Origin of the sequence: Tissierella pigra, from assembly GCF_018917845.1 — a bacterium.
Lineage (GTDB): Bacteria > Bacillota > Clostridia > Tissierellales > Tissierellaceae > Tissierella > Tissierella pigra.
Window position 1 is genome coordinate 3,023,177 of record NZ_JAHLPJ010000001.1, and the last position, 14,454, is coordinate 3,037,630.

10 protein-coding genes and 1 pseudogene are annotated in these 14,454 nt (G+C 30.7%); 4 read left to right on the forward strand and 7 right to left on the reverse strand.

The features are described from left to right. Positions 1–230: 230 nt before the first annotated feature. Positions 231–1,363 (forward strand): IS3 family transposase gene (locus KQI41_RS14960; protein ID WP_216584700.1). Its coding sequence is split into 2 segments (ribosomal slippage): positions 231–468 and positions 468–1,363, totalling 1,134 coding nucleotides; the frame shifts between segments, so codons are not numbered across the junction. Here the strand turns inward: KQI41_RS14960 and KQI41_RS19435 are convergent. Continuing rightward, positions 1,347–1,535, reverse strand: a complete 189-nt coding sequence (locus tag KQI41_RS19435; RefSeq protein ID WP_216585591.1) for a MerR family transcriptional regulator — start codon at positions 1,533–1,535, stop codon at positions 1,347–1,349. The two genes, KQI41_RS14960 and KQI41_RS19435, sit on opposite strands and share 17 nt — an antisense overlap. A gap of 525 nt (positions 1,536–2,060) precedes the next feature. Continuing rightward, positions 2,061–2,600: a GNAT family N-acetyltransferase gene (locus KQI41_RS14970; RefSeq protein ID WP_154443090.1), complete on the reverse strand. Its 540-nt coding sequence runs from the start codon at positions 2,598–2,600 to the stop codon at positions 2,061–2,063. 491 nt (positions 2,601–3,091) lie between these two features. Between KQI41_RS14970 and KQI41_RS14975 the strand changes: the two genes are divergently transcribed. After that, complete coding sequence (locus KQI41_RS14975) at positions 3,092–4,309, forward strand: IS256 family transposase (protein ID WP_216584807.1); 1,218 nt, start codon at positions 3,092–3,094, stop codon at positions 4,307–4,309. Positions 4,310–4,768: 459 nt separating this feature from the next. On the opposite strand, the gene KQI41_RS14980 is transcribed toward KQI41_RS14975, so the two are convergent. The 3 genes from KQI41_RS14980 to KQI41_RS14990 all read right to left on the reverse strand — a co-directional run bounded on the left by KQI41_RS14980 (position 4,769) and on the right by KQI41_RS14990 (position 8,412). Then, positions 4,769–5,080: a GMP synthase (glutamine-hydrolyzing) gene (locus tag KQI41_RS14980; RefSeq protein WP_216585983.1), complete on the reverse strand. Its 312-nt coding sequence runs from the start codon at positions 5,078–5,080 to the stop codon at positions 4,769–4,771. A gap of 177 nt (positions 5,081–5,257) precedes the next feature. Then, positions 5,258–5,842 (reverse strand): tyrosine-type recombinase/integrase, encoded by a 585-nt coding sequence (locus KQI41_RS14985; RefSeq protein WP_154443005.1) that lies wholly within the window; start codon positions 5,840–5,842, stop codon positions 5,258–5,260. A gap of 512 nt (positions 5,843–6,354) precedes the next feature. Then, positions 6,355–8,412 carry a methyl-accepting chemotaxis protein gene (locus tag KQI41_RS14990; RefSeq protein WP_154443004.1) on the reverse strand — a complete coding sequence of 686 codons (2,058 nt, stop codon included), beginning with the start codon at positions 8,410–8,412 and terminating at the stop codon, positions 6,355–6,357. 760 nt (positions 8,413–9,172) lie between these two features. On the opposite strand from KQI41_RS14990, the gene istA reads away from it, so the two are divergent. Both istA and istB read left to right on the forward strand, forming a co-directional pair. Then, on the forward strand, positions 9,173–10,408 hold the full coding sequence (istA, locus tag KQI41_RS14995) for an IS21 family transposase (RefSeq protein WP_216584826.1): 1,236 nt from the start codon (positions 9,173–9,175) through the stop codon (positions 10,406–10,408). Then, a complete protein-coding gene (gene istB, locus KQI41_RS15000) occupies positions 10,401–11,189 on the forward strand; it encodes an IS21-like element helper ATPase IstB (RefSeq protein ID WP_216584825.1) in 789 nt (262 codons plus the stop codon). The genes istA and istB overlap by 8 nt, the downstream gene beginning before the upstream one ends. A gap of 815 nt (positions 11,190–12,004) precedes the next feature. Here istB and KQI41_RS15005 read toward each other — a convergent pair. Both KQI41_RS15005 and KQI41_RS15010 read right to left on the reverse strand, forming a co-directional pair. Beyond that, positions 12,005–12,139: pseudogene (locus tag KQI41_RS15005) on the reverse strand (type II toxin-antitoxin system mRNA interferase toxin, RelE/StbE family); the annotation flags it as partial. A 260-nt stretch (positions 12,140–12,399) separates the two neighbouring features. After that, positions 12,400–14,394, reverse strand: a complete 1,995-nt coding sequence (locus KQI41_RS15010; RefSeq protein WP_154442467.1) for a B12-binding domain-containing radical SAM protein — start codon at positions 14,392–14,394, stop codon at positions 12,400–12,402. Between the last annotated feature and the right edge of the window lie 60 nt (positions 14,395–14,454).

Here is a 14,454-nt window from a genome sequence, read left to right on the forward strand (position 1 = left end):
CAACCTCGTCGTCTATGCTATGTACTTTTTTCCCCAACACTTCTAAAACTACATCGGAACTGGAAGTATTAAAAACACGTTGAATGTCTTTTATGCTGATATTCAGTTTACGTAATATAAGTATTTGTTCAAGTCGTCTAACAGCGTTTTCATCATATGGTGTTAGTATAATATTGTAGACACGATTTTCCGAATACTATAAAATATAGAAAAGGAAGGAAGTGTCTAGAATGTCAAAAAGATATACAGATGAATATAAAAATACCATTGTAGAACTTTATAATTCCGGTAAAACACTTGCTGAGCTTAATAGTGAATATGGCCTACCAAGATCTACAATACTAACATGGGTAAATAAGGCAAAACCAATAGCAGTAGATGATAATAAAATAATTACTCAAGCTGATTATCAAGCCATGCTTAAGAAGATGGCTAGAATAGAAGAGGAAAATGAAATACTAAAAAAAGCCATGGCCATATTTGCAAAGAAGTAAGCTCAATATATAAGTTTATTACTGATAATAAAGATACTCATGATATAAAGCTAATGTGTAAAGTTTTAAATGTATCTAGAAGCTCATATTATAAGCATATTAATAAAAAAGAGAGCAAAAGAAACATTGAAAATAGATTTCTAGAAAAAGAAATTCTAAATATATATAAAGCTAGTAAATGTCGATATGGAGCTCCTAAAATATATGAAAAATTAAAGTCTAATAATATACCTATAAGCCTTAAAAGAACTCAAAGGCTTATGAATAAGCTAGGCATAAAATCAATAGTATGCAAGAAATTCAGACCATTTTCATCAAGAAGTAAAGTCGAGAGTAGAGAGAATATAATTAACAGGGACTTCACTACAACTGGCATTAATCAGAAATGGGTAACTGATATTACTTATATTCATACAATTAAAGATGGCTGGTGCTATCTTGCTTCTGTTATGGATCTTAACAGCAGGAAGATAGTTGGATACTCTATGTCTAAAAATATAGATACTACATTGGCTATAAAGGCTTTAGATAATGCCTATATACTTCAGAAACCCGCTGAAGGTCTAATTCTACATAGTGACTTAGGAAGTCAATATACAAGTTATGAATTTGGAGAATATGTTAAAAAGCATAAAATAACTCATTCCTTTAGTGGTAAAGGGAATCCCTATGACAATGCTTGCATAGAATCCTTTCATTCAGTATTGAAAAAAGAAGAAGTTAACTTAGTTAAATACTTTGACTTTGATGCCGCTAGACTTGCAATATTTGAATATATAGAGTCATGGTATAACAGTGAGAGAATACATAGCTCTTTGGGCTATATCACTCCTCAAGAGTGGGAAGATAAATCTAAAAATATTGCATAAAAATTGTTCGAGAAAATGTGTCTACTATATTGACATAGGTCCAATACATCCTATATGCGTAGTCATCACTTCGGGTGCTGGACAGCAATCCCATGTCCTCATAATAACGCAGTGTACGGGCTGTAATGTCATATTTGCTTGATACATCTTTAATTTTGATTAAATTGTTCATTTGTTTCCACCTCTTTCTAAACTATCAGGGATAAACTTAGTATAAAGGATTCCCCAAAGGAAGAGTCAAGAGGGCAATCCTATTTTTATATAGAAAATATAAATTTTCTCTCTTTTTTGAGAAATGCCATAGTACCGTAGATAATATTTTCTATCTGCTACAAGGAGAATTTATCAACATTCTATGAAAATTATACTCAAAAAAAATCAAATAAACAATATCAATTTACCCCACAAATAAAAGCAACCCCTAGAAAACTATTATTTATCAGTTTTCTAGGGGTTTTGGATACTACTTCCACTCAATTTTCGAGATGGATGGTATAGCGCAATATCATTGATAATAAGGCATTTCAATGATCTATAAATTACTTAAAAAATAACAAAACAAGAAGTAAAGTGCACAAAAAGTGCAATTAGATATTCTTCTCATCTTAAAACTTCTATACTATCTCTATCCTAAGTATTTCTGATATTTATTTATTATTGTAAGAAAAAGCCTTTGAATTTTTTGCCATTGAATTGTCTATAATCCCAGTCTAACACCTACTTCTGCTCTCTCAATATCTTCTCTCTCTGGATCCCAGCTTTCACCGGTTTGTCCGTCCCATATTTCTCCTGTTTCTACAAACCCAACTGATGCATATAGGCCTCTAGCTGCTTCGTTAGTCTTCCAATAAGATAAATAAATAGCATCAGCTTTTCCTTGGGGAAATGAACGTAAAAATTCGATAACTTTTTGCATAGCCTGTTTGCCAAACCCTTTACCTTGATATTTATGATCTATCATAAAATGGTTTATTCCATAGGTAGCTTTGTCGCCAAATTCCTCAAATAAAAAGGTAGTTTCCGATAACTCAAAAAATCCCATATCCACTAACCCTACAACTTTATCATGATGATATATGGCAAAGGCCAGAGGAGGTTTCTCATTGTTGATTACTTTAACATAGGCCCAAGCTAGTCTATAAATATTAGAATCCACATAACCGTCTTGCCCACTTGCTACTTTAAGCTCCAATACTTCCCTTAAATTATCCTGAGTAATTTTGCGAAGTTCAATCATAATTGTTCCCTCATCTCTTTATTTTTTCTACTACATGACACGAGTATACCATATATTTCCACGATTAAGTATATTAACGAGCTCAAAAGTTAAAAAATCAGGGTTATTGAGAAGAAAATGACATGTGGGTGATGGCGTGGGTGGTGCTGGCAGTCAATAGCCCACGCCACCACCATAAAGTGCTTATTTTCTTCTTACTAGACTTGATATATAAAGCAACATCTCGAGAAAATTAAGTTAACAAAAATCGCTTCAAAGCTTGATATTACAATAATTTAAATACGGTGTTTAAAGAGAAAGCAAAAGCATTATGAAGAAATGCACTGGGATGTCACTAATAAATTAAATAACAACATCAAATTTAATCCACCAACCGAAAATTTAGACTTCTCACCAAAAGGTAGTGTAAAATAATCTGTGCTTTTACGAAATAAAATTCTCTTTTCTGGCAAGAATCAAAATATGATTTGAACCAGAAAGGAGAATTTTTTATGTCAACATTACCAAAAGAAGTTTTAAGAAATATGATTAGTGATGGAAATTTAACAACACCAGGAGATCTTCATTCATATCTAAAGGATATGTTTAAAGATGTACTTCAAGAAATGTTAGAGGCAGAACTTGAGGCAGAATTAGGGTACTCTAAAGGAGATAAAAAGAATAAACAAACAGATAATAGGCGAAATGGCTATACCCAAAAGACTGTAAAAACTCAATTTGGTGAAATTCCACTAGAAGTACCAAGGGATAGAAATGGTGAGTTTGAGCCAATTGTAATACCTAAAAATAAAAGAGATATTTCTGGTATTGAAGAAAAGGTAATAGCTCTTTATGGAAGGGGTATGTCAACTAGAGATATACACGAACAGATAAAAGATATATATGGAATAGAAATATCAGCCGAAATGGTAAGCAAAATGACTGATGGAATAATTCCACATATAAAAGAATGGCAGAATAGACCCCTAAATCCAATATATCCATTTGTATTTATGGATGCAATACATTATAAAGTAAGAGAAGATGGACAGATAAAAAGCAAAGCAGCTTATGTAGTTTTATGTGTTAATTTAGACGGATTTAAAGATGTTTTAGGGATTTGGATAGGTGAAAATGAATCAGCTAAGTTCTGGCTTGGAGTTTTGAATGATTTGAAAAATAGAGGTCTACAAGATGTATTAATATTTAGCGTAGATGGATTAACAGGGCTTAAAGAGGCAATAAATGCAGCATATCCTAATGCAGAAATACAAAGATGTGTAATTCATCAGCTTAGAAATTCTTTTAAATATGTTAGTTACAAGCATTCAAAGGAGTTTGCTAATGATTTTAAATCAGTATATAAGGCGATAAATGAAGAAGAAGCTCTTGAAAACCTTGGGGAACTTGAAAAGAAATGGGGAGATAAATACCCACATGCAGTTAAGAGTTGGGAGTCAAATTGGGATGTACTATCTCCATTTTTCAAGTATCCTCAGGAGATTCGAACCATAATGTACACTACAAATATAATAGAAGGTTTTCATAGACAGCTAAGAAAAGTAACCAAGACTAAAACTATGTTCCCATCTGATCAAGCTCTAGAAAAGATACTTTACTTAGCTAGTCAAAATACCATAAAGAAATGGACCAAAAGATATAAAAGCTGGGATTTAATTATAAATCAACTATCCATCTTCTTTGAAGAACGAGTAAATGTCCATCTTTAATGTAATTATACTGAGTGGCATATAAAAACCTTCTAAATCTGGAATTATGGGCGTTTAAATAGCTTGTAATACTGATTTAAAGCCTATAACTCCTTAAAAAACAAAAGAGTTTTTTATAAAAGTAAAGCTAAAATCCATTTGTAAAAAGTCATAGCATCACTTATATAAAATTATTGCCAAAACTATTCATTTTAATGCATAAAATAAAACAGTCTTGGCAAAGATAAAATCAAGATATTTAGTTGTAAGTTTTATCCAGTTTAATATTTCTTGTCAGATTAGAGATGAACGATTCTCTCTAAAGCACAAAGTTATTTACATTCTCCACCAAAAAACAATATTCGCTGCTAACTTTTAGTTTTGAGGTGCAAAAAATTAACTTAGTGCAATGAAAGTGCAATCCAAAAATAAAAAAAGCTCAAAACCCTTGGTATTAAAGTGTTTAAAGCTCTCATCCGATTACTCCCACTCAATTGTGGCAGGAGGTTTATTTGTTATATCGTATACCACTCTATTTACCTGTAGTACTTCATCTGTAATTCTTGTAGAAATCTTGTCTAATAAGTCTAGTGGAATTGGATACCATTTAGCTTCCATTGCATCTTTAGTGGTTATAGCTCTAAGTCCAATTAAATGCTTATAGATTCTTTCACCATTTATAACTCCTACAGATTGGATATTTGGTAATACTGAAAAGTATTGCCAGATTTCCTTATCTAGGTCTGCTTTTTTAATCTCATCTCTATAGATATAGTCTGCCTCCCTAATGATGTCTAGTTTTCAGTGGTTATATCTACTTATTAAATTGTTTGTAGGTTCCCTTGTACAAGGAGTGACTATTCGAGTTTTGACCACCTAGGTGGCTCCCTTATGGGATGTGACCATCATAGCATTCAAACTCAGTAAACTCAAGGGTCTTCTTGCATCTTTTTATGAATATTTTTAGAATTATTTAGGTAGTTTTATATGATTTTGTAAAGCCTTTTCTACTATTTGAGGTTGTACTGATAAATAATGCTGTGTTACTGCCACTGTACTATGTTGTAAAAGTTGCCTTACCAACTCTATATTATAATCATTTTCATTATATATAGATACTGCAAAAAAATTTCTAAAACTATGTGTACCAATGCTTTCTAATCCTAGATGCTCTATAACAATTTTTAAATGCTTTTGAATTTGTCTTACAGTGATGCTGAATAGTTTTTGATTAGGTTTTATATTATTATCTAATGCATAACTCTGTAAATATGTAAGCACTTGGTTTACTACTGTAAACTCTCTAATTTTACCCGTTTTCTGTTCTTTAATATTTAATCTATATCTATTCCCATCCTTAACTATATCCGATAGTTGCAAATTAACTATATCTCCTATTCTTAAACCCAGATTGGCTTGTACTACTAAGGCTGTAGCTATTCTAATATTAAGTTTAATCTGCCTACCATCTGCTGTTATTAATCCCTCTTGAATAGTTTGTATTATTAAAGAATATTCCCCTTCTTTCAATGCTCTTGTTTTTATATTTGCCATAATGTAATTTCACCCCTTAGTCAATAAATTTTCTATTCAACTTCTTTTTTATAATTATCTATAGTTCCTATCTTTGATATCTTAATTTTATAATCCTTATTTAAGGCTAAATTTCTTTTTGTGTATATTAAACGAGCAGGTGTTTTTCTATCTTTTTACACCTGCCAATTTATCAATCGCTGCTGTTGTAAAGACTTTTATTTTATCAAGCTTATAGCTTTTTCTATTTCTGCTGTCGTCTTTGGTCTCCAACAGTTTCATTATCTTTTGCCTCTTGATATTTTCCCTTTTCGAAATGTAAATTTAATCATTGTTATGAATAATGAAGTTATAGTTGAACAAGGTACTCACGATGAATTAATGATGAAGAAAGTTTTTTATGAGAACTTACATATGAGTCAATTTCAAAAACTAATATAAAATAAATCTGGACTTAGTATAAATATAACTAAAAGGGCCAAAATAGTGTTTTCCACTGATTTTTGACCCTTTTAGTAAGTAATTCAATATAATTATGAATTCAGCTTAAATTTTCCGACCTCTTCATTTAATGTAACAGCTTGTGCTGACATTTCTTCACTAGTGGCTGAGTTTTCTTCTGCTGTAGCTGCATTATTTTGTATAACAGCAGATATTTCTGAAATACCTTCTTTTATCTGCTCAATTGTATTAGTTTGTTCAAAAGATGATTTCTTTATATTATCAAAACTTTCTACTACTTGAGAAGTTTTTTCTTGAACATCTTGTAGAACTTTTACTGTATCATCAGTTATTTCTATACCCTTTTCTACAGCATCCACTGACATTTGAATTAACTTACTTGTTTGGTTGACTGCATCTGAAGATTTTGCTGCTAGTTTTCTTACTTCATCTGCCACAACTGCAAATCCCCTTCCTGCCTCTCCTGCCCGTGCTGCTTCAATTGCCGCATTTAATGCAAGGAGATTTGTCTGAAATGAAATATCTTCAATAACCTTAGTTATACTAGCAATTTCACTAGAAGCTGAGTGAATATTTTTCATTGCATTAGTTAATTGCTTCATATGTTCATTTCCAGTATCTACTTTTTCTCCTACTTCTTCAATATATTTTGCTGCTGCGGCTACATTTGATGTGTTCTCAACTGCTTCCTCTGCAACTTGTTCTATCGATGCACTTAGTTCTTCAATAGATGCTGCTTGTTCAGTAGCACCTGATGCAAGAGCCTGAGCACCATCAGAAACTTGAATTGAGCCAGCACTTACTTGTTCTGCTGCTATATCAATAGTACGAAGCGTATGATTTAAAGAAGTTGATAAATTCATAAAAGCAAGTTTAATAGACTCAAAGTCTCCAATATAATCTTCCTCAAGATGAATACGCATATCTCCTTGAGACATATTTTCAAGAGTAAACGTAATTTCTTTTATATATGCAATATATCTACGTAATTGAACGACTGTTTTGTTAATTGCCTCTCCCATTTGCCCAATTTCATCTTTAGAACTCACATCTGCTGAAACATCAAGATTTCCTTCGGCAATTAAGTTTGCTGTATTTGTCAATTCTTTAATTGGAGCTACAATCTGTATCGATAAAGCCCAGATAATCATACCAATTATTGCAATAGCGGCTACAAATATAACAACCATTAAAATAAATATTATATAAGAATCCTTATTAAATTCTCCACTAGGTAAACCAGCTGCAATTGTCCAGCCTGTATCACCTACTAATGATACATATCCATAGCTCTTAGTATTATGAGATGTATATTTTAAACTACCTTCTGATTGAGACAGTATTGCTTCTTTAATATTTTGGGACATAGATACATCTGAAATTGGCTGATTTATATTTTCTTCAACTGGATGATAAATTATTTGACCAGATTTAGTTGTCAAAATATAAAATCCAGTTTTTCCCAGAGTATATGAGCCTACTGTTTCTCCAAGTTCTTCTAGGGAGAAATCCAAACCCACTGCTCCAATGATTTCTTGAGTCCCTGCTTTAAATATAGGTGTAACTACAGTAACAACCTGTAGCTTAGTAGCCGTATCCTCATAAGGCTCTGTCAAAATAGTTGTCTTTTTATTACTCATTTCTATAAACCAAGATCTATTTTGTATATCCCAACTTCCATCGCTATGATAGTCATCTGCATTTATCAATTGACTTGAGTTTACATCTGCTATCCATACAGCTAAAACAGAATCACTATATTCATCTTGAATATTTCTAAGAGTCTTTCTAATGGAATCAAATTCCTCATAATCATCAATTCTAGTACCTGCGTCTATTTCAATAAATAATCTTTCAAGATAGGCATTTGATGCAGCCGTTTTAATTATTTCAAAATGTTTTGTAAAATAGTTGTTAATTTCATGAGAAGCAGCTTGAGACCTAGCTACCAACTCATTAGTCGTAAGTTTATTCACACTTGTACTAACAAGAACCAACATAATAACACCAACTACTACAAATGCCAGTATAACAGGTATACCAACAAAGGTAAAAATCTTAGAAAAAAGTGATTCGAATTGCTTTGTTAATATCTTTGAATTTTTGAGACTCAATTTCTTTTTAATCATATGTATCTCCCTTTCTCATAAGTTTATTTGTTTCTACTGCTTGAAGATTTATAAGTAAGCAAAAGGTCTTTATAACAGTACACAAGAATACATCTTTTTAACTTATCCCTTTTATTTTTTCCTCTCCCCAGTAACTTCTCTTTCAAGCCATTTAGCAATCCAATTTCTTCCAAGAAATTCACTTACTATTATGACAAAAATAGCTCCTATAGTTGCGTCAAACATTCTGCTAAAGACATATACAATATGATTTGTAGGAGTATGGAAGATACATAAGTGTAAGTATTGCCATTGCCAAAGCAGTTTTCAAACTCCTTTCCTTTATCCAAGACCTAATATACCTGAATGAATTGTTTTGTGACTTTTCATATAATAAACCCTACATCAATTTGAATTTTCTGTATATATACCCTCTTTTATTCCTAAATCAACAAGAAATTGAATTATGATATTTTTATAACATTATCTTATTCATCATAATATAATAAATCATATTTTTCAAAACATTATTTAATAACAAATATATAATTTCATGTTTCAAAATTTCACACCATTTATATAGTTTTCTCAATATAATCATTATCACTTTACCTTTATATATAATAAAGAACAGTCAGTATATTTCCTTATATTATTCTAATTATATTTATATTGTAAAGGACAATGATAAAATACAGATAAAAGGTAATCAAAAAGTACAGAGTTCTTAATCAAAGAGGGAACACTACCTAAAGAATAAAAAATAATAGGTGGTGTGAATATGAAAGGAGAACTTTGGATGGATATAAGAAATGATTATCTTAAGGGGCTATCCATTTCAGAAATATCAAGAAAATATAATATCAATTGGAGAACAGCTAAAAAGTATGCAGCAGCTATTGAGACGCCAAAATATACATTAACTAAAGATAAACCTTCTAAGTTAGATGACTTTAAACCTATGATAGATGAGTTACTAGAGGAAGCCCCATATAGTGCTGTAAGGATATTAGAAATAATAACTGATCAAGGGTTTGATGGTAAAATTGGTATAGTTAAAAACTATGTTAGAACTAAAAAGAAAGAGCTAAATACAAAAGCTACAGTCAGATTCGAAACTTTACCTGGGAAACAGGGTCAAGTTGATTGGGCTCATTTTGGAACATTCATGGATGAACTAGGAAGAGAACATAAACTGTATTGTTTTTTAATGATTTTAGGGTACTCGAGAATGCGATATATAGAATTTGTTACAGAGATGAGCACAGAAACTCTAATAAGATGTCATAATAATGCTTTTAGATATTTTAATGGATATCCAGAGCATATACTCTATGACAACATGAAGCAAGTTGTTGTAAAAAGAATGATAAAGCAAGAAGATTCTAAGTTAAATCCATTATTTGAGGACTTTGCAGGATTTTACGGAATAAAACCTATACTATGTAGGCCTTACCGAGGCCAGACTAAGGGTAAAATTGAAAGAACAGTCAGATATGTAAGGGATAACTTCTTTACTGGTATTAAATTTGTTAACCTAATAGATTTAAATAATGAAGCTCTCTCCTGGTGTGAAAAGATAAATAGAAAGGTCCACGGAACTACAAATAAAATTCCTTATGAAATGCTGCAAAAAGAAAAGTTAAATAAATTCGATCGAGAATATGTTTTAAGTATTGAAGAAAAAAGAAAAGTAGAGAAAGACTGCTTGATTTCCTTTAAGGGTAATAAATATTCTGTCCCACCAGAATATATAGGAAAAGAAGTTTCAGTATTCTCTACAGACAACTTAGTTAAAATTTATCATAATAGCTCATTAATATCAACTCATAGCACATGCTTTGATAGGAATAAACTAATAGTCTTAAAAGAGCATTATGAATCTATAGGTATAGTATCTCCAAAAAGATATGGTAAAAATACATTGATTAAAACAAATGTTAATCCCTCTTTTGATGTAGAAGATAGAGATTTATCAACATATGATGAAATTTATGAGGAGGGAAAAAGTGAGTAATGTAGCTTATGAGAGAATTAAAAATAACTTAGAAAAGCTAAAACTAACAAAAATAAATGAAATAATAGATAACTATTTGGAAATAGCCTTAAAAGAAGAAACCAATATAGTAGATATACTAGACTATCTTTTAGATCAAGAAACTAAATTTAAAGACACAAGAGCTTCAGAAATACAGGTAAATGTAGCAGGTTTTCCATATAGAAAAACCTTGGAAGACTTTGAATTTGAATTTCAACCTTCAGTTGATAAACGATTAGTTGAAGAATTATCTACATTAAGGTTTGTGCATAATGCTGAAAATGTGGTGTTCTTAGGACCACCTGGAGTTGGTAAGACCCATTTAGCTATAGGATTAGGTATCACAGCAGCTAAGAATAGGCATTTAACATATTATATTAGTTGTCAGGACTTAATATCAGAACTAAATAAGGCACACTTTGAAAACCAACTTCAAAAGAAACTCAAACATTACGCTAAGTACAAGCTATTGATAATAGATGAAATAGGGTATCTTCCTATGGATATTCAAGGGGCTAACCTATTCTTCCAACTAATAGCTAAAAGATATGAAAAGTGTTCAACTATATTTACTTCAAATAAGTCATTTTCACAGTGGGGTGAAGTATTTTCAGATAATACAATAGCGGCTGCTATTCTAGATAGAATACTTCATCACGCAACGGTAGTTAATATTAAAGGAGAATCATACAGATTAAAAGATAGAAAAGAGTATATGTCTTCTAGAAAAGAAATCACAAATACTCTTTTAAATAAATAAATTCTCTGCACTTTTTAAATGACTTTTTTATGTAGAATTAGATTGTCGTTGACAATAGAACCTATTTCACAAACATAAAAAACTCTGTATACTAACAGAGTATATAGTAAAATATATAGCTTTTCAATTTTTAAATATACTCTTCCTTCTTGCTATTACTGCTAATCTGCCATTTTCGAATGTTCACAGATGGACAATATAATTGACTCTATTTTTAGGTTTTCTGCCAGTCTTTTCAATCCTTTGATTTTTCTCTGTCTATAATAATCCTATAGTAGACCTTTTACATTATTTCTCAGGAAAAAACTAATAAAAAAATAGAATTATTCAACAGACAAATAATTGTGGTTCCCCTTTCACTTTTTCCACCTGAAATAACACCTCCAAAGAATAAAAATAGATGGCTCCCATCTGCCACATATAGTGTCAAAAATCGGAGCCACCTAATCTTATTTAGCCTACAATTTAATACCTATAATCATTGAAAATACTATATTCTACCTACTCCAAGCCGTAGGTTGCGGACTTTTAGGTCCTTACAGTCGCTACAAGTCTCGCCAACCCTGACAGTGGTAACTCCTTCAATTCATCTTCGCTGTTGCTCGGTTCATTGGGAGTTACTCCCACTTAATAAAGAGCATAAGCTTAAAAGTTACTCTTATTTGTTTTTTAGTTACATTTTAGTTTCTGTTTTGTTGTATTTTATACCTATTATTTCTCTTTCCTACATTTTTTAGCATCAATACAGCTTCATAAGTGATGTTGTATTATGGTATTATCTCTAATCCTTAGCTTATTTTTTTCTAATAATTTTTTTAAAATAAGTCACTATGTGTCCCTGTTCTAGTTAATGTTAAAGTCAAGATATCTTCTTCTATTTTGTATATCAATAGCCAGTCAGATAAAATATGGCACTCCCTATACCCTTTATAATTACCAATAAATTGATGTTCTCTATATCTCTAAGGAAGTTCTTTTCTGTTAATTAGAAATTCTATAACTTCTTCTAACTATGTTGCATTTGTCAATACATTGTGCTTACATTTCTGTTGTGTATGGGAAAATTATTAGGAAATAATGGAATCCCTAATCTTACGACCAAGGCTCGAAAACCTTTGGGAGCTACTCCTACTCTTTTTTATAATTACCCTTTAAGTGTAAGTAAGTATCAACTATATAGATAAAATATACTAATTAGGCCAGAACTAAATTACTCTCCTTTAAAAACAAGTTCCTTTTCTTTCAGCAAATTTGTAAACTCTTCAATGCTCTCACTTATCTGGTCCTGACTAATATTATAATGCTCTGATGACTTTTGAATTAATCTTTTCTTATCATCTATCCCATATTCAAAAATCAAGTCTATAACAAATTTAGCACTTAAGTCAAACTCAAATACTTCTTTAGCGGCACTATCATATAGCAATATTTGGGATTCTGTTTCAATAACGAAAACCCCTGATTTTAAACATTTACTATTTTTTTTATTTTCAACATCAGATAATATAAAATCCAAACTTTCCCAAAATATAACCCAATGTTCACGTATTATTATATGAAAAATTTTTTGTGCGTATGTCTCTAGCTCCTTCGTGACATAACTATATAATTTTTCGATTTTATCAAAATAATTCTTTTCAATATCTATTCTAGTGAACTTATATGATAATGATGCATTAAAATCCTCATATAAATTTGTAATTATAACATTGTATTTTTGCGGATTCTTCGCAATTGGAGAGTATTTTCCAAGCCCAAATCTTGAACATCCGTGGCTTGCAATTATATCTTTGTTTATTTCAATAAAATTAATTGTTTCTTGATATTCCATAATGGTCTCAGTTGGGAATCCACAAATAAAAAACATATGAGAAGCAATACCTGCTCTTTTAACATCTTCAATAATTCTCTGCGTTATATCTATCTTAGTTCCTTTGTCTATCAACCCAACAACTCTATCATTTACACTCTCTAAGCCAAAAAATATAACCGACAATCCTGACTTGCTTGCAAGTTCAAGAATATCATAAGTAAGCTTTTTATCTAACCTAGCATCAGTTGACCATTTGACTGATAAATTAGAATCAATTATTTTTCTAGATAATTCCTCCATTATGCTTGGGGTCATTGCCTCATCATGGAAATTTACATAGTGAGCTCCATATTTTTCAGCATAAATTTTAAGATCACCTATAATTTTATCAACAGGAGCTTGCCTAAATGTATCCTTATATATAAATGAGTGATCACAAAAAGTACATTTTCTCCAATAGCAGCCTCTACTTCCCAATAATGGCAACACCTTTTTGGGGGTTAAATATCTTTCTAAATCATTAATATTAAAAACTGGTGTTGGAATGTTACTCATTGGAACGCATTCAGCAGTTAAATCATTAAACATAATTTTATTATTTACGGCGTAAACTAGTTGAGGAACACTCTCTATCGTTCTTTCATTGTTTAAATATTGTATTAGTGATAATAATGGTTTCTCACCTTCATTTAAAATTACATAATCAATATAATCAAATAAATATGGGGCATATTCTTTTCTTGCAAACCATCTAGTAGGAATGCTGCCGCCAATTACAATTTTAATATCAGAATTTACCCGTTTTATAGCTCCAGCTAATATAAAGGTAGGTATAATTTGATCTAAACCTGTTAATGAAAAACCAATTAAGTCGGCGTTTTTAACAATATCATCGATAAAATAATTAAATAAAATGCTAATTAAAGTTTCGTTCATATTGTTAAAGGAATCATTTGCAGCCTGTATAATACTTCTGAAATCCTCTCTATTGTAAGATGACTCATAATAATAATTCTCTATATTTTCACCCTTAAAGGACTTATTAATTATTGCAAAGGCCAATGCTATTGTATTTTTGCTTTGTTCATATGTGGAGATGTTTAATGATCTTTCAGATCTAAATATATCTTTTTGCATTTCTATATTATTTATTCCGAAATTAATAATCTCTTTAAAATATGGCGTCACTTCGTTATTCTCATCTTGCAAATAAATCCTATTCTTACATAGTTTTAAAAATTCACTTGATAACATTTTATCGATAAATTCTAAATTTAAATCGATTTGTTCAACTTCAACATTGTTATGTTCTAAAAATGCAACTAATGAAGGAACGCTCAAATAAGGTGCATTACATATCCAAAATGGTGGGAAGATTAATTTGGTTTTCATTTTTTTCTCCTCTCCAACATCCTTAACATTGTTTACGAAATTGTAATCTGTAAAACATTA

Bases quoted from the DNA above. Each gene is read 5' to 3' on its own strand.
- KQI41_RS19435 (WP_216585591.1), bottom strand. From the start codon at position 1,535: ATGAACAATTTAATCAAAATTAAAGATGTATCAAGCAAATATGACATT.
- KQI41_RS14970 (WP_154443090.1), bottom strand. From the start codon at position 2,600: ATGATTGAACTTCGCAAAATTACTCAGGATAATTTAAGGGAAGTATTG.
- KQI41_RS14975 (WP_216584807.1), top strand. From the start codon at position 3,092: ATGTCAACATTACCAAAAGAAGTTTTAAGAAATATGATTAGTGATGGA.
- KQI41_RS14985 (WP_154443005.1), bottom strand. From the start codon at position 5,842: ATGGCAAATATAAAAACAAGAGCATTGAAAGAAGGGGAATATTCTTTA.
- KQI41_RS14990 (WP_154443004.1), bottom strand. From the start codon at position 8,412: ATGATTAAAAAGAAATTGAGTCTCAAAAATTCAAAGATATTAACAAAG.
- istA (WP_216584826.1), top strand. From the start codon at position 9,173: ATGAAAGGAGAACTTTGGATGGATATAAGAAATGATTATCTTAAGGGG.
- KQI41_RS15010 (WP_154442467.1), bottom strand. From the start codon at position 14,394: ATGAAAACCAAATTAATCTTCCCACCATTTTGGATATGTAATGCACCT.